The sequence below is a fragment of the Streptomyces sp. NPDC047017 genome (assembly GCF_040644175.1).
Lineage (GTDB): Bacteria > Actinomycetota > Actinomycetes > Streptomycetales > Streptomycetaceae > Streptomyces.
In genome coordinates this window covers 29,182-44,262 of the sequence record NZ_JBEYVW010000013.1, presented here as the reverse complement: position 1 = coordinate 44,262, position 15,081 = coordinate 29,182, and the positions used below count along the sequence as shown (strand labels likewise).

Below are 15,081 nucleotides of genomic sequence, written 5' to 3'. Positions count from 1 at the left end.
GCACCCCTGGAAGGAAGCGAAACCCATGGCCATGGACGCCATCTCCGTCATCCGCACCAAGCGGGACCGCGGCGCGCTCAGCGACGAGCAGATCGACTGGGTCATCGACGCGTACACCCGCGGGGAGGTCGCCGACGAGCAGATGTCCGCACTCGCGATGGCCATCCTGCTCAACGGCATGGACCGCGGCGAGATCGCCCGCTGGACCGCCGCGATGATCGCCTCCGGCGAGCGCATGGACTTCTCCTCGCTGTCCCGCCCCACCGCCGACAAGCACTCCACCGGCGGCGTCGGCGACAAGATCACGCTGCCGCTCGCCCCGCTGGTCGCCGCGTGCGGCGCGGCCGTGCCGCAGCTGTCCGGCCGGGGCCTGGGCCACACCGGCGGCACCCTGGACAAGCTGGAGTCGATCCCCGGCTGGCGCGCGCTGCTGTCCAACGAGGAGATGCTGCGCGTCCTCGACGAGGTCGGCGCGGTGATCTGCGCGGCCGGTGACGGCCTCGCGCCCGCCGACAAGAAGCTGTACGCCCTGCGGGACGTGACCGGCACGGTCGAGGCGATCCCGCTGATCGCCTCCTCCATCATGTCCAAGAAGATCGCCGAGGGCACCGGCTCGCTGGTCCTGGACGTCAAGGTCGGCTCCGGCGCCTTCATGAAGACCGTCGAGGACGCCCGGGAACTGGCCTCCACCATGGTCGGCCTCGGCACCGACCACGGCGTGCGCACGGTCGCGCTGCTGACCGACATGTCCACCCCGCTCGGCCTGACGGCGGGCAACGCGCTTGAGGTCCGCGAGTCGGTGGAGGTGCTGGCCGGCGGCGGCCCGGCGGACGTGGTCGAACTGACCCTCGCCCTGGCCCGGGAGATGCTCGACGCGGCCGGCCTCAAGGACGCCGACCCGGCCAAGGCGCTGGCCGACGGCTCCGCGATGGACGCCTGGCGCCGCATGATCGCCGCCCAGGGCGGTGACCCGGACGCGGTCCTGCCCACCGCCAGGGAACAGCACGTCGTCAGGGCCACCGCCACCGGCGTGCTGACCCGCCTGGACGCCTACGGCATCGGTGTCGCCGCCTGGCGCCTGGGCGCGGGCCGCGCCCGCAAGGAGGACCCGGTGCAGGCGGGCGCGGGCGTCGAACTGCACGCCAAGCCCGGCGAGGCGGTCACCGCCGGCCAGCCCCTGATGACCCTCCACACCGACACCCCCGACCGCTTCGCCTACGCACTCCAGGCGACGGAGGGCTCGTACGACATCGCCCCGACCGGCACGGACTTCACCGCCTCCCCGGTGGTCCTGGAACGCATCGCCTGACCAGGTTCCCCCTTCGGGTGAACGGGACCGGTGGACTGCCACCGGTCCCGTTCGGCATACGGACCCCCGCACCCCGGCGCGCCGTCACCCCAGCAGCGCCGCCACCCCCACCAGGACCGGGACCGACAGCACCGTCGACAGCAGGATCGACTCGCGGGCCAGGGTCTCGCCGGTCCGGTAGCGGCTGGCGTAGGTGAACAAGTTCTGGGCGGCGGGCAGGGCGGAGGTGACGACCACGTCGAGCAGCGGGGCGCCGCGCAGGCCGAAGACGTGGGCGGCCAGGGCCCAGGCGACCAGGGGCTGGCCCAGCGACTTCAGGGCGACGGAGAGCAGCAGCGGCAGCCGGTCGGGGCCCCGGCCGGGCGCGGCGCCGCCGGTCAGGGCGATGCCGTAGGCCAGCAGGACGGCCGGGACGGACATGTCCGCGATCAGGGTGAGCGGCTCCATGACCGGGCCCGGCACCTGCCGGCCGGCCGCCGAGACCAGGACGCCGGCCAGCGAGCCCACCGCGATCGGATTGCGCAGCGGGGTCAGCAGCCGCCGCCACAGCGGGCCCTTCTCGCCCGCCCCGGACAGGTCCAGGACGGTCAGCGCGACGGGCGTGACCATGATCTGCTGGAACAGCAGCACCGGCGCCACCAGCGAGGCGTCCCCGAGGACGTACGCGGCGATCGGGATGCCGAGGTTGCCGGAGTTGACGTAACTGGAGCACAGCGCGCCGATCGTGGTGCGGCCCACGCCCCAGCCGCGCGCCACGCCGACCGCGACGAAGACGCCCGCCGCCGCTGCCGTGCTCATCGCCGTCACCAGCAGCCGGCTGGAGAAGACCACCGACAGATCGGCCTTGGCGAGCGTGGTGAACAGCAGCGCCGGTGTCGCCACATGGAAGGCCAGCCGGGTCAGCACCTCGCCGCCCTGCTCGCCGAGCGAACCGCGGCGCCCGATCAGCCAGCCGACGCCGATCACCACGGCGATCACCGCGAACCCGGTCAGCACCCCCTGCACAGGGCCTCCTCCGGTATCGCGAGGCCGTCGGACAGTGCGGGCGGTACCGGGCGAGGGGGCATGCGCCAACCCTGCGGCGGGGGAGGGGAGCCGGTCAATGTGATCTCCGCCCGGGCGCCGGAGCGCCGCCGGGCCGCGATGAGTTCGGCCCGCACCTGCGGTCTACCGCAGGTGGATGCCAAGACCCCCGCCGTGCTCGTGCTGGCCGGCCCCGTCAGCCGGGACGCGGTGCCCGGGCTGTGCGCCCAGGTGCGCTCGCTCCTCGGCGCGGCCGGCGGGAAGGTGGTCGTCTGCGATGTCGGCGGGCTGGGGCCGCCGGGGCTCGGGACGGTCGATCTGCTGGCCAGGCTCCAGCTGGCCGCCCGCCGGTCCGGCGGGCGGGTCCGGCTGCGCGATCCCGACCCGGCGCTACCCGCCCTGCTGGCCCTGGCCGGGCTCGCCTTCGAGACGGAGGGGCAGCCCGAACAGCGGGAACCAGCGCTGGGTGTCCAGGAAGCAGTGGAACCCGGTGATCCGGCCGGCTGAGATCTCCAGCACCTGCACGGCCCACGGCGCGTACCCGCCGTGCTCCGGGTCCGGCTTGTACTGGGCGAAGGCGGGCAGCCCGTTGGCCCGCACCGGCACCAGCCGGGAGTTCGCGCAGGCGGCGCCCATCGTCGACATGAAGCCGGTGATGTCCGCCGGGCCGGTCAGCCACAGGTCGAACGGCGGCATCGTCATGATCGCGTCCTCGTGCAGCAACGCGGTCAGCGCCGTCATGTCATACCCCTCGAACGCCTGCACATAGCGTTCGAGCAGCTTCTGCTGCTCCTCGTCCAGGGGGTCGGACACCTCGGCGCGGTCGCCGTCCGCCGCCCGCTCGGCGAGTGTGGCGCGGGCCCGCTGCAGGGCGCTGTTGACCGAGGCGACCGAGGTGCCCAGCAGTTCGGCGACCTCGCTCGCCTTCCAGGCCAGCACCTCGCGCAGGATCAGCACGGCCCGCTGCTTGGGCGGGAGCCGCTGGAGGGCGGCCATGAAGGCGAGCCGCACGGACTCCTTGGCGACCGTCGCCTCGGCCGGGTCCTGGCCGGCCGGCAGCACCCGGCCGTCGGGCATCGGCTCCAGCCAGGTGCTGTCCGGGCGCGGCGCCAGCGCGGCCCGCGCCAGCGGTGTCGACTCGGTCAGGTCCATCGGTCTGGCCCGCTTGGTGCCCGCCGTCAGCATGTCCAGGCAGACGTTGGTCGCGATCCGGTACAGCCAGGAGCGGAGGCTGGACCGGCCCTCGAACTTGTCGTGGCTGCGCCAGGCCCGCACCAGGGTGTCCTGGACCGCGTCCTCCGCCTCGAAGGCCGAACCGAGCATCCGGTAGCAGTAACCGGTCAGCTCGACCCGGTACTTCTCCAACTGCTGGTCCAGCTCCGGCGTCGTCGCCGCACCACTGCCCATCGTCGTCCACCCGCCCCTGTGGCCGTTCCCGTCCGGGACGCTCAGCCGCACCCCGCACCTCGGAAGCTACCGCAGCCCACTGACAACGGCCCCCGGAGTGGGGAAAACAGCAGGCCGGCCGGTGTGCCCGGCCCCGGCCGGACGGCCTCCGCGCGCCACCGCCGGCCCACGGCGAGCGGCCGTCACACCACGACCGGCGCTGGCCGGGCGGTCCTTGCGCCGCGACCGGCCTCGCTGGGCAGTCTTCACGGCTGCCACCGGCTCCAGCCGGGCCGTCGTTACGCCCGCCACTGGCTCTGGTCGGGCGGCCCGTAGGCCGCCTATCGGCCGCAGCCGTGCGGTCCTTACCTCGCCACCGGCCCGGTCGGCCGTACGGCGCTTACCCCGCCGCCGACACCACCGACCGCACGGCCCTTACGCCGTCGTTGGCTCGCCGTCCGGCTTGCTCGGGAGTTCAGCACGGTATCGCCGCCGTCATCGCCCTGTCGCAGGCGACGTCCCAGCGGGAAGGCGAAGTCCCGCGAGCGGTCCCAGAAGAGACAAAGACCCGCCCCCGAAACACCTAGGGAGCGGGCCTTCAGCTTGTCCGGATCAGACGCCCGGAACGAGGCCGGTCTGGCCGTCGGTCACACCACCGATGAACGCCGCGTACTCGGAGTCAGTGAAGGCGAGAACCTTGTCGGGCATGTTCGAGTTGCGGACGAGCCAGCCGCCCTTTTCGGAGACACGGACGACTTCCACGCAGTCGTTGGCTCCGGCCGAGGAACGCGCGGACTTCGTCCACGTGAGGCCGGTGCGGTCGTGCTCCAGGAGCGAGTTCAGGGTGGCCAGCTTGTCCGCACGGCTTGCGTCAGTCACGGGACATCTCTTTCTGAATTGATGTGATTGCCTCAATCGAGTCCTCGGGGCTCAGCGCCAGCTCGCGCAGGTCCGCCAGGAAATCCTTCAAGCCTCGGACCTCTTTGGCTGTCTTCCTGAACATGACGCCAGTTACTGCGTCAAACGCGAAGATGGGGTCTTCGTCATCACCGAACTCGAAGTAGTTGAGTGGGAAAGGAATCGTGGCGTTCGCCGCGAACGGGATGACTCGTAGCGTGATGCCGTATGTTGCGGCGTCGTTGAGCAGCGAACCGAGTTGGGCGGCCATGACGCCGCTTCCGCCGACCTGTTGCTCAAGTGCACCCTGCCCGATGACTGCTTCGATTTCCGGCGGCGACGTCCTCTCCAGCAGCCGGCGTCGGCTGGTGCGCAGTTCGACGGCTCGCTCCAGCCCTCGCTGCGTGACCGCCGAGCGGGTCAGATACCCGGTGAGCGTCCGGGCGTAGTCCGCCGTCTGAAGCAAGCCCGGAATGATGCCGCCGGCGCAGGTGGTGATGCCCGTCGCGCTGTCTTCGAGTGCGAGGAACTCGACGAGTGAAGTGGCGAACTCTCCCTCGAACTCCTTCCACCACGCGTCTCGGGCCAGGGCCTTGCCTTCGCTGACCATGGTCTGGAAGGCGATGCGTCTCTCCAGGCTCACGCCGTAGAGGTCGAGCAGCGTCTCAAGTTCTTTGGGCTGCGGCCACGCTTTGCCCAGCTCCAGACGAGAGACTCGGTCGATCGACTTGCGCCTGAGCGCGCGGGACGCGTCGGCTTGCAGGACGGGCTCGCCGTCCGGCTTGCGCGCAGCCAGCCGTGCCTCTTTGAGTGCTTGGCCGAAGCGGATCCTGGCGGGCAAGCCTGCGGTACTGACCGCCACAGCGGCCCCTCCCTCAACGTGGCATTGCTGACAAGGCGAAGGGTAGCGCGGGGGCGCACCAGAGGGCACGTGCGGGTGTTTTTCGCGCGCAGGGGTTGCGACCGCAGGTGCGATCGCACCACACTCGGAGTCACGCACCGGTGAGCAGGCGTCGCGGTGTGTGACTTATGCGGTCGTCCCCCGGGGCCGCGTACTGGAGGCTGCAATGCAAACGAAGCATGCGCGTTCGGATGTGGTGGCAGAGAAGGTTTTTCCCTGCACCCCTGATCAGGTCGGGCTCGCCCGCAGATGGGCGGCGTCGGTCTATGCCGACGCCGGAGCTGATCCTGACGTGTGCCGTCTGCTCGTGAGCGAATGGCCACCAACTCGGTGGTGCACTCCGGAAGCACAGAGTTCCAGGTGCGTATCCACCGTACGGAGCTGTGGGTCGAGGTGTGCGACCAGTCCTACGACCTGCCCGAACACAAACCCACCGCCGAGAGGCTGGACGACGGCACGGTAGAGCCGCTGGAGCACGGCAGGGGGCTGGAACTGCTCGCCCTGCTCGCACCGGGGTACGAAGTCTGGCTCCGGAACTACGGGAAAGGTGTTCGCTTTCGGCCATTACCGCCGTAAGCGTGAGACGACGCGGTCCAGTCCAACCCTCCGTGACATCAGGGCTGGGCCGCGCTGAGTCGCGCTCCGCCGCTCAGCGGGACGGGGCGGCGACGCACTCGCGATGCCTGGATGCCCGGTCGGCGCGGTACTGAAGATCCCCTGTGCGCCGGCCGGGTCCCCGCCGAGACGTCCGCCGACTCGGAGCCATGGGCGCGGGACGGGACCGGCAGACCGAGCGACCCGGTCTCCTCCCGCGGAGCGGGGCGCCTCCCCCCTTCGACTGAGGAGCTTTCGTGCATGATCGAGCGGCTGTGTGCATTGCCTTCGGCGCGATCGGCTTGACCGCCGTGGCGGCGGCCGTCTTCCTCTTCCTTGCCACGCGCCGGTACTGCATGTGCTGTCTGTCGCGCGTCGAGAAGGACTACCTGGCAGTGGAATAGCCCTTGGTTCACCTGGCGCTTTTTCTGCCCTTCCTGCGAAAGGAGGTGGTTGCGGGTACAGATTGAAACGCGTTTCGTCGACCCCGGCCGGGCTGGTCTTGGAGGCTTCACCCCGTTCTTTTTGACCAGCTCAGTCACATTCATTTCCGGAAGATTGCCTACGCACTTCCGGGATTTCTGCGTGCCCTGTTATAGGGCCGATTTTTGGCATATTCCATTACGGGGAATGACGGCATCCGGTGTTTCCGAAGCGGGTGTTCGTAGGTAGCTTTCTCCACAGCGCAGCGGCCGGGAAACCGGAAACCGCTGGTGCTTCAACTTCCATTCACCGAGACCACGGAGGTATTCCATGAGCAACCCCGGTCCCGACCCGAAGGTGGCGCCGGCCATGTCCGGCGCGGCGCTGACGGAGATCGTCACGGCGGTCCAGTCCGACTCCCCGCAGGTCGCGCCGGCCATCCTCGGCCGCATCACCGCGTCCCGCGAGAGCGGCAGCGTCTGCATGATGGGCGGCTGGACCGCCTGACCGCGCTCCTGACGCGTTGAAGCCGTAAGTGGGCCCGGAGCGAGCCGAACTCTCGCTCCGGGCCCACACTCATCAGACTAGGAGAGAACTCGTGCGGTTCCTGAACAACGGCCACCTGGCCGAGACCGTCGCCCGCTTCGCTCACGCGCTCAACAAGGAGTACCCCACCGGGGTCGACGAGCTGGCGCCGGCCTACCGCAAGGCCATCACCACGCTGCGCCCGTACGCGTCGGCCGAGACTGGGGTGCGTGTCTCCTACGAGGACGGCCCATGGGCCGACCACTGCCGGGAGAACGGCATCTTCGAGCACATCTTCGCCGGCGCCACGGCCACTGGCGACCCCACCCGCGAGGCGTGGGATCTCAAGGTCCACGGGGCATTCGAGCACGTGCGCGACCTCGAACCGGACCTGCACCGCATGGTCGAGTTGCTGGTGACCGACGTCGTGGTCCTCAACAGCGGGGTCGACGGCGGCGGCAGCGTCAACACCGTCCCGGGCCTGGTGGTCATGAGTCCCGCCGAGGGCTGGGAGGTCGAAGACTTCGCCGAGTGCCTGGTTCATGAGGGCCTGCACACGGGCCTGTTCCTCATGGACATGGTCTACGGCATGTTCAACCTCACCTCGGCCGCGATGGAGGCCGACGAGTACCGCGCCCTGTCAGCGGTGAAGATCGGGCAGATGAGGCCGCTGGACAAGGCGTTCCATGCGGCGGCCGTGGCGGTGCCGCTGATGTACATGCAGCACCGCCGTGGAGTGAGCACCCTCGTCGACCTGTACACGAAGTCCCTGCGGGACGCGTGTGAGTCCCTGCTGGAGCAGCGGGAGCACTTCACCGGCTACGGGCGGATGCTGCTGGACGAGATGGTCCGGTGGGCCGACACCGCTCCCGACCCGCTGGACTTCCAGGAGGTCGCCCGTAGCATCTCCGACCCGGCGTACGCCGGTGTCGAGCCGGAGGTGGCTGCCTGACGGGCTACGGCTCGATCAGAATGCCGGCATCCCGTGCGAGGCTCAGGGCCAGCTCCTGCCCCCCTGGGCCTCGCACTATTGCGCCCTTCAGGCCGGCTGTTCCGCCGACATCCAGCATGGTGCAGTTGCTGAACTCGACTCGCGTCATCTTGCAGTGGGCAAACTGGGCGCCGGTCAGGTCGCAGCCCTCGAAGCGTACGTGCGCCAGCTCGGCTCCCTGGAAATCGGCCTGGAGCAGGTTGACGTCTTGGAAGACGACGCGGCGAAGCTGAGAAGCACGGAACTGTGCCAGGTCGGCCCGGCCACCGTCGAGGGTGACGTCAGTGAACTTGCCCGCACGCCAGTGGGAACCGGTGAGCCGGCTCGCGGTCAACCGACAGCGCAGCAGGGACGTGTCGAGTGCGCGGGCGTTTGCGAAGTCAACCGTGTCGAATTCAGAGTCGCTGAAGAGTGACTGGCGCAGCGAGATTCCGTTGAGGCGTGCGTTCGCAACGCGCGAGCGTTCCATTTCGACGATTTCTGCTTCGCGCCCTGAAAGCACCGTGCCGTCGAGCAGAACACCATGGAGAACGGCATCGTCGTCGAATTCGTCGGCCGTGGCCGACCGCGGGTTGGGGTGCACTTTTGGTTTCTGCGGGCTCTGGATCGGGTGCACGTAGACGTCTCGCTGCTGACCGACGGCCGGCGTCATCTGATTCTCCTTCGCATACGCGGCGGGCGACGCAGCGTAGCAGCGTGGTGACAGGTCGATATCCCGTCCTTGAGACCACAGGGACGGCCCCTTCACACATGGGCGTTACCGGGCGGCCCGCAGGCCGCCTGTCGGTCCCAGCCGTGCGGTCCTTACCCAGCGGCCCCGCAGACTGTGCGGTCCTTACGCTGTCAGCGGTCCCACCGGCCAGATGGCCCTTACACCGCCGCCGGCTCTCCCCGGCCCGCCGTCCGGGCCGCCCGGGAGCCCAGGATCGTGAGGGTCACGACGCCCATGATCGCCAGGAGGCCGACGCCGACCGTGCCGGACCAGCCGCGGGCGTGGAAGGCCAGGGCGCCGACCGTGCTGCCGACGCTGGAGCCGATGTAGTACGCGGACTGGTACAGGGCCGACGCCTGGGCGCGGCCGTGCGCGGCGGTCCTGCTCACCGCGGAGGAGGCGACCGCGTGCCCGGCGAAGAAGCCCGCCGTGATCAGCACCAGGCCCAGCAGCACCGGTGCCACCGAGTCCGGCAGGGACAGCAGCAGGCCCGCGGCCGTCGTGCCGCCCGCCAGGTACAGGGCGCCCCGGCGGCCGAGGCGGCCCACCAGCCGGCCCGCCGTCGACGCCGAGACCGTACCCACCAGATACACCAGGAAGATCGAGCCGATGATGCCCTGGGGCAGCGAGAAGGGCGCCTCGGTCAGGCGGTAGCCGATCACCGTGTAGACGCCGCCGAACACCGTCATGAACAGCGCGCCGATCGCGTACAGGCGGCGCAGCAGCGGATTCGACAGGTGGTCGCGGACCGTGCCCGCCAGCACGCGCGGGCGCAGCGAGCCCGGCGTGAAGTGGCGCGGCGCCGGAAGCAGCAGCCGGAAGGCCACCGCGCAGCCCACCGCGATCAGCCCGACGACCCCGACGGCGACCCGCCAGCCCCACTCCTGGGCGACCCAGCCGGTGATGACCCGGCCGCTCATCCCGCCCACGCTGTTGCCCGCCACGAACAGGCCGATGGCCGTGACCAGGGCCTTGGGCCGGACCTCCTCCGCCAGATACGCCTGCGCCGAGGCCGGCAGGCCCGCCAGCGCCGCGCCCTGCAGCGCCCGCAGCACCACCAGCGCGCCCAGCGACGGCGCGAACGGCACCAGCAGGCCGACGGCCACCGCGACCACCAGCGACGCCGTCATCACCGTACGGCGGCCGAAACGTTCCGACAGGGCGCTCATCGGCAGGACGAAGACGGCCAGGCCGCCGGTCGCGGCCGCCACCGTCCAGCTCGCCTCGCTCGCCGCCACATGGAACTCGCCGGAGATCAGCGGCAGCAGCGCCTGCGTGGAGTACAGCAGCGCGAAGGTCGCGACGCCCGCGAGGAAGAGGGCGAGGCTCATCCGGCGGTAGCCGGGGCCGCCCGGGGCCATGCGCGAGTCGGCGGGATCGACGACAGAAGAGGGGGAGGGGGAGGGGGAAAGGGACACGGTGGGGACCGCGGGTGCGGCGTCCACGACGGCGGACGCCCCGGTATCGGCGGGAGACATGCTTCGACGGTAGGAAGCCCGCTCTCATCCGTCCAATGCACGGACTCGCCATAATCGTTCCCATGGTGCATCAGCAGAGGTCACAGGGGCGGCTGTCACCGTCCGGTGACACAGAAGACATCGAAAAGAGCGGTGAGGAGATCGCGCTCCTGCTCGCGCCCCGGCTCGCGTACTTCGCCGGCGTCGCCCGCACCGAGCACGTCACCCGGGCCGCGCACGAGATGCGGGTCCCGCAGTCCACGCTGTCGCGGGCCATGGTCCGCCTCGAACAGGACCTCGGCGTCGACCTCTTCGCCCGCCACGGCCGGACCGTCTCCCTGACCCCCGCAGGGCGCGCCTTCCTCGGTTCCGTCGAACGCGCCCTCGCCGAGGTCCGGCGCGCCGCCGAGGAGGTACGCGCCGACGCCGACCCGGCCACCGGCAAGGTCGCCTTCGGCTTCCTGCACACCATGGGCGCCGAGACCGTGCCCGGCCTCATCCACGCCTTCCGCGCCGACCACCCCCGGGTCCGCTTCAGCCTGGTGCAGAACTACGGCGAGGCCATGCTGGAGCGGCTGCGCGCGGGCGAGCTGGACCTGTGCCTCACCTCGCCGGTGCCGGACGCCCCCGATCTGGTCGCCCGCCGCCTCGACGAGCAGAAGCTGCGCCTGGTCGTCCCCGCCGAGCACCGGCTCGCCGCCCGCCGCCGGGTCCGTCTCGCCGAGGCCGCCGAGGAGACCTTCGTGACCCTGGAGCCCGGCTACGGTCTGCGCCGCATCACCGACGACCTGTGCCGCGAGGCCGGGTTCAAGCCGCGGATCGCCTTCGAGGGGGAGGAGACGGAGACCCTGCGGGGCCTGGTGGCGGCCGGGCTCGGCGTGGCCCTGCTGCCGCCCCCGGCGGTCGCCCGGCCCGGGGTGGCCGAGCTGACGGTCACGGCCCCGCGCGCGGTGCGCGAGATCGGCGTCGCCTGGCTGGAGGGCCACCCGGACACGCCCCCGGTGGCCGCCTTCAAGAAGTTCCTGCTGTCCAGGCGGGGCAGGCTGCTGGCGTGAGGGGCCGGGCCGGGGTGGGGTGGGCCGGGCCGGGGGTGGGATGGACGGGGAGCCGTCGCGGCCGGGCCGCCGGGGAGCCGGTCCTAGCGCCGCCGCAGCGTCTTCCCGAAGCCCGCCGCCAACGGCATCCGCAGGCCCAGCGGCGGGGGCGCGGCCAGCGCGTCCTGCAAGGGACGCGAGAGCACCGTCCCGAACAAGGTGCCCAGCACGAAGTCCGCGGTGAGGGCGCCGACCTCCTCGCGGTACTGGCGTAACCCGTGCCCGTCGGCGTGGACCTCGAAGCGGCACACCTCCCGGTTGGCCTTCTTCGCCCGCTCCGCGTACCGGAAGGACAGCTCCGGGTCGGTCCGCGCGTCGTCGGTGCCGTGCACGATCAGCACCTGGCGGCCGGCGAGCTGCTTCACCGGTTCGGGAGAGGCGGCGACGTCGTCCTCGGGCAGCCAGGGGGCGATCGCCACCACCGAGGTGACGGCCTCGTGGCCGCTCGCGTGCAGCGCCGCCCGGCCGCCCATGCCGAGACCGGCCAGGCACACGGGGACGTCACCGTAGCGGCGTACGGTCTCCTCCACGGCCCAGTCGGCGTCGCGGGCGAGATGGGCCTCGCTGCCGTTCCAGCCGCGGCAGCGGTAGCGCACCACGTGGGCGGCCAGGCCCTCGGCGCGCCCGGCGCGGGCCAGCCGGCGGCCCAGGGCGCGCGGGAAGGAGGTGACCGGCAGCGGCGGGGGCCGCCGGGCGGAGACCTCCCGGCCGGCCGGGAGCAGCAGCACCGCTCCGCTCACCGCCCTCGGCTCCGGGCCGAGCGTCCTCCCCAGCCGGGCCGTGCGAACCGGCGTCGCGTGGTGTGCCATGACAGAACAGTGTCAGAAGCGTCGGTGTACGCGACCCGTCCGTGCGGTCACCGTTGCGTATCGACGGATGGACGCCTGCGGAGCGACAGCCGCGCACCCCGGCGCGCACCACTCGCACACACCACGGCACGCACGACGGCGCTCGCAACTGCGCGCGAACCGGCGTGTGTATCGGCGTACGCATCGATGTGTGTACCGGCTCGTGTCACCCGCTGCACGCCCGGCGCTTTCTACGCGCGTAGGAGTTACAGTGCGCCCATGACGAGCCAGACTGCCCAGACGGGGAACGCACCCAGCTCGGACCAGATCCGCCGGGCGCCGAAAGTCCTGCTCCACGACCACCTCGACGGCGGGCTGCGCCCCGCGACCGTCGTCGAACTCGCCCGCGCGTGCGGGTACGACCGGCTCCCCGACACCGATCCCGAGAAGCTCGGCCTGTGGTTCCGCGAGGCCGCCGACTCCGGGTCCCTGGAACGTTATCTGGAGACCTTCTCCCACACCGTCGCGGTGATGCAGACCCGGGACGCGCTGGTCCGGGTCGCCCGCGAGTGCGCCGAGGACCTGGCCGCGGACGGCGTCGTCTACGCCGAGGTGCGCTACGCCCCCGAGCAGCACCTGGAGGGCGGGCTGAGCCTGCAAGAGGTCGTCGAGGCCGTCAACGAGGGCTTCCGGGAAGGGGAGCGGGCCGCGCTCGACGCCGGCCGGCGCATCCGGATCGGCGCCCTGCTCACCGCCATGCGGCACGCCGCCCGCGCGCTGGAGATCGCCGAACTCACCAACCGCCACCGGGACTCGGGCGTGGTCGGCTTCGACATCGCGGGCGCCGAGGCCGGTTACCCGCCCACCCGGCACCTGGACGCCTTCGAGTACCTCAAGCGGGAGAACAACCACTTCACCATCCACGCCGGCGAGGCGTTCGGGCTGCCCTCCATCTGGCAGGCCCTGCAGTGGTGCGGCGCCGACCGGCTCGGGCACGGGGTGCGCATCATCGACGACATCCACGTCCGCGAGGACGGCACGGTGGAACTCGGGCGGCTGGCCTCCTACGTCCGCGACAAGCGCGTCCCGCTGGAGCTGTGCCCCAGCTCCAACCTCCAGACCGGCGCCGTCGCCTCCTACGCCGAGCACCCGATCGGGCTGCTGCGCCGGCTGCACTTCCGCGCCACCGTCAACACCGACAATCGGCTGATGTCCCACACCAGCATGACCCGGGAATTCGAGCACCTTGTCGAGGCATTCGGTTACACGCTCGACGACATGCAATGGTTCTCCGTCAATGCGATGAAATCAGCATTCATTCCTTTCGATGAACGACTGGCGATGATTAATGACGTGATCAAGCCTGGATACGCGGCGCTGAAATCCGAATGGCTGTTTCAGCAGACGGCTTCGACCAGCGGTTCTTCGCCTTCGCAGGGGTGAAAGGGGGATGCGGGGGCGGGGCCGTACTTCACTCTCCCACCGCATTTCGCCCGCAATTCGATGTTTGCGGTGAGCGGCTCGCCATGTTTACGGTCGTAGGCCTGCTCAGTCCCCCGTCTTCCAGTCAAGGACGCATTTTCATGAAGCAGTCTGCCGTCAAGACCCTCGGTGTCGCCGCCCTCGGTGCCGCTTTCGCCGCCGTCGGCGCGGGCGCCGCGAACGCCGCGCCGGCCGTCCCGGACACCGGCCAGGCGCTGGGCACCGTCAGCAACGCGCTCCCCACCGGAAACCTCGCCAAGTCGCTGCCGGGCGCCGGGAAGGCGCTCAACCAGGCCAAGCCCGCCCTCCAGACCGGCCTGGCCGCCGCGCAGCCGGTCGCCCAGAGCATGCTGGAGCACGGCCCGACCAAGCCGGTCGCCGGCCTGCTCGGCGGCCTGCCGGTGCAGGGCCTGCCCTCCAAGGGCCTGCCGGTGAACGGCCTGCCGCTCGGCTGAGCCCGCTCCGTGGCGCACCCGCCGCCCCGGCCCGCCTCCGCGCCTACCAGGCCGCGGAGGCGGACTTGCGTTCGGCGGGCAGCAGGACCCACAGCGCGATGTAGAGCAGGAACTGCGGGCCCGGGAGCAGGCAGGACAGTACGAAGATCACCCGCATCGTCGTGGCGGAGGTGCCGAAGCGCCGGGCCAGCGCGGCGCACACTCCGCCGATCACGCGGCCGTTGGTGGGGCGGGCAAGGGCGGTCATCTCGTTGCCTCCAGAGGCTGTCGATCACGGGGCCGCTGGGTGAGTACCCCGTCTGACCACCACGCTACGGAGACGAAGGGGGCAAAGCGTCGCTCCACGGAGCGATGCCGACCCTGGGAATCGTCGGGGTCCGCCCCCGAGGGGACTCCTCCTGGCGTACGGCCGTGCCGTCCCGCCGCTCGGTCCTGCGGCGGAGCCGGGCGCGCACCGCGGGGACGACCGCGAGATGGGCGAGCGCCACCCCCGCGGTGTTCAGCACCAGCGTGTCGACGTCGACCACCCGGCCGGGCACCCCGGTCTGCAGCAGCGCGACGCCCAGCGAGACCAGGACGCCGGCGGCGACCGTACGGGTCCAGGACGCCAGCGGGGAGGCGACGGCTCTGCCGTGCACCAGCGGCAGCAGCACGCCCAGCGGGGCCAGCAGCCCCAGCCCCTCCCCGATGCGCCGGACCGCGGCGGTCCCGCCCAGCGCCAGATCGTGGTGGATGGTGGCGAGCGGGCGCAGATTCGCCGGCCTCACCCAGGGGACGTCCAGCGGACGCAGCATCAGCCAGGCGACGAGCGCGAGATGGGCGACGAGGAGGACACCCCCTGTCACGCGGACGCGGTTCGCGGCGCTGCCGCCGCTGGAGCCTTCACGCTGCACGCCCCCCAAGACGCGCCCTCACCCCCGAACGGTTCCGACGCCCTCCCGCACGCCGGTGAGCCCCGCACCACACCGGCACGCGCCCCTGCGCCCTGCCGGCGCGGACCCGCACGCCGGCGTGCGATCCCGTACTTCCACCGGCGCACACGCC

General features: G+C 71.2%; 18 protein-coding genes. 9 read left to right on the top strand and 9 right to left on the bottom strand.

Features of this window, described 5'->3' with window-relative positions:
• Positions 1-25 precede the first annotated feature (25 nt).
• Complete coding sequence (locus ABZ858_RS21865) at positions 26-1,309, top strand: thymidine phosphorylase (RefSeq protein WP_361380963.1); 1,284 nt, start codon at positions 26-28, stop codon at positions 1,307-1,309.
• Between the two features lie 84 nt (positions 1,310-1,393).
• Here ABZ858_RS21865 and ABZ858_RS21860 read toward each other — a convergent pair whose 3' ends face one another.
• Entirely contained in the window at positions 1,394-2,314 is a 921-nt protein-coding gene (locus tag ABZ858_RS21860; RefSeq protein ID WP_361380960.1) for an AEC family transporter, read from the bottom strand.
• 138 nt (positions 2,315-2,452) lie between these two features.
• Between ABZ858_RS21860 and ABZ858_RS21855 the strand changes: the two genes are divergently transcribed.
• Complete coding sequence (locus tag ABZ858_RS21855) at positions 2,453-2,839, top strand: STAS domain-containing protein (RefSeq protein WP_361381505.1); 387 nt, start codon at positions 2,453-2,455, stop codon at positions 2,837-2,839.
• On the opposite strand, the gene ABZ858_RS21850 is transcribed toward ABZ858_RS21855, so the two are convergent.
• The 3 genes from ABZ858_RS21850 to ABZ858_RS21840 all read right to left on the bottom strand — a co-directional run bounded on the left by ABZ858_RS21850 (position 2,723) and on the right by ABZ858_RS21840 (position 5,477).
• A complete protein-coding gene (locus tag ABZ858_RS21850) occupies positions 2,723-3,739 on the bottom strand; it encodes a sigma-70 family RNA polymerase sigma factor (RefSeq protein WP_361380957.1) in 1,017 nt (338 codons plus the stop codon). The two genes, ABZ858_RS21855 and ABZ858_RS21850, sit on opposite strands and share 117 nt — an antisense overlap.
• A 591-nt stretch (positions 3,740-4,330) precedes the next feature.
• Positions 4,331-4,597, bottom strand: a complete 267-nt coding sequence (locus tag ABZ858_RS21845) for a DUF397 domain-containing protein (RefSeq protein ID WP_361380954.1) — start codon at positions 4,595-4,597, stop codon at positions 4,331-4,333.
• Entirely contained in the window at positions 4,590-5,477 is an 888-nt protein-coding gene (locus ABZ858_RS21840; RefSeq protein ID WP_361380951.1) for a DUF5753 domain-containing protein, read from the bottom strand. Before ABZ858_RS21840 ends, ABZ858_RS21845 begins: the two co-directional genes overlap by 8 nt.
• A 354-nt stretch (positions 5,478-5,831) precedes the next feature.
• Between ABZ858_RS21840 and ABZ858_RS21835 the strand changes: the two genes are divergently transcribed.
• From ABZ858_RS21835 to ABZ858_RS21820, 4 genes are all read left to right on the top strand, one after another.
• Complete coding sequence (locus ABZ858_RS21835; protein ID WP_361380948.1) at positions 5,832-6,092, top strand: hypothetical protein; 261 nt, start codon at positions 5,832-5,834, stop codon at positions 6,090-6,092.
• 275 nt (positions 6,093-6,367) lie between these two features.
• Positions 6,368-6,514: a hypothetical protein gene (locus ABZ858_RS21830; RefSeq protein ID WP_361380945.1), complete on the top strand. Its 147-nt coding sequence runs from the start codon at positions 6,368-6,370 to the stop codon at positions 6,512-6,514.
• A 349-nt stretch (positions 6,515-6,863) separates the two neighbouring features.
• Entirely contained in the window at positions 6,864-7,040 is a 177-nt protein-coding gene (locus ABZ858_RS21825) for a hypothetical protein (protein WP_361380942.1), read from the top strand.
• A gap of 91 nt (positions 7,041-7,131) precedes the next feature.
• Positions 7,132-8,010 (top strand): HEXXH motif-containing putative peptide modification protein, encoded by an 879-nt coding sequence (locus ABZ858_RS21820; protein ID WP_361380939.1) that lies wholly within the window; start codon positions 7,132-7,134, stop codon positions 8,008-8,010.
• A gap of 4 nt (positions 8,011-8,014) precedes the next feature.
• Here the strand turns inward: ABZ858_RS21820 and ABZ858_RS21815 are convergent, their stop codons facing one another.
• A complete protein-coding gene (locus ABZ858_RS21815; RefSeq protein ID WP_361380936.1) occupies positions 8,015-8,701 on the bottom strand; it encodes a pentapeptide repeat-containing protein in 687 nt (228 codons plus the stop codon).
• Positions 8,702-8,919: 218 nt separating this feature from the next.
• Positions 8,920-10,239: an MFS transporter gene (locus ABZ858_RS21810; RefSeq protein WP_361380933.1), complete on the bottom strand. Its 1,320-nt coding sequence runs from the start codon at positions 10,237-10,239 to the stop codon at positions 8,920-8,922.
• Positions 10,240-10,301: 62 nt separating this feature from the next.
• Here ABZ858_RS21810 and ABZ858_RS21805 point away from each other — a divergent pair, with 62 nt between their 5' ends.
• Positions 10,302-11,273 (top strand): LysR substrate-binding domain-containing protein, encoded by a 972-nt coding sequence (locus tag ABZ858_RS21805; protein ID WP_361380930.1) that lies wholly within the window; start codon positions 10,302-10,304, stop codon positions 11,271-11,273.
• A gap of 83 nt (positions 11,274-11,356) precedes the next feature.
• Here the strand turns inward: ABZ858_RS21805 and ABZ858_RS21800 are convergent, their stop codons facing one another.
• Positions 11,357-12,121: an alpha/beta hydrolase gene (locus ABZ858_RS21800; RefSeq protein ID WP_361380927.1), complete on the bottom strand. Its 765-nt coding sequence runs from the start codon at positions 12,119-12,121 to the stop codon at positions 11,357-11,359.
• A gap of 258 nt (positions 12,122-12,379) precedes the next feature.
• Between ABZ858_RS21800 and ABZ858_RS21795 the strand changes: the two genes are divergently transcribed.
• Both ABZ858_RS21795 and ABZ858_RS21790 read left to right on the top strand, forming a co-directional pair.
• Positions 12,380-13,543, top strand: a complete 1,164-nt coding sequence (locus ABZ858_RS21795; protein WP_361380924.1) for an adenosine deaminase — start codon at positions 12,380-12,382, stop codon at positions 13,541-13,543.
• Between the two features lie 140 nt (positions 13,544-13,683).
• On the top strand, positions 13,684-14,037 hold the full coding sequence (locus ABZ858_RS21790) for an ATP-binding protein (RefSeq protein ID WP_361380921.1): 354 nt from the start codon (positions 13,684-13,686) through the stop codon (positions 14,035-14,037).
• 43 nt (positions 14,038-14,080) lie between these two features.
• Here ABZ858_RS21790 and ABZ858_RS21785 read toward each other — a convergent pair whose 3' ends face one another.
• Entirely contained in the window at positions 14,081-14,284 is a 204-nt protein-coding gene (locus tag ABZ858_RS21785; protein WP_361380918.1) for a PspC domain-containing protein, read from the bottom strand.
• Between the two features lie 64 nt (positions 14,285-14,348).
• Positions 14,349-14,930: a VanZ family protein gene (locus ABZ858_RS21780; protein ID WP_361380915.1), complete on the bottom strand. Its 582-nt coding sequence runs from the start codon at positions 14,928-14,930 to the stop codon at positions 14,349-14,351.
• Between the last annotated feature and the right edge of the window lie 151 nt (positions 14,931-15,081).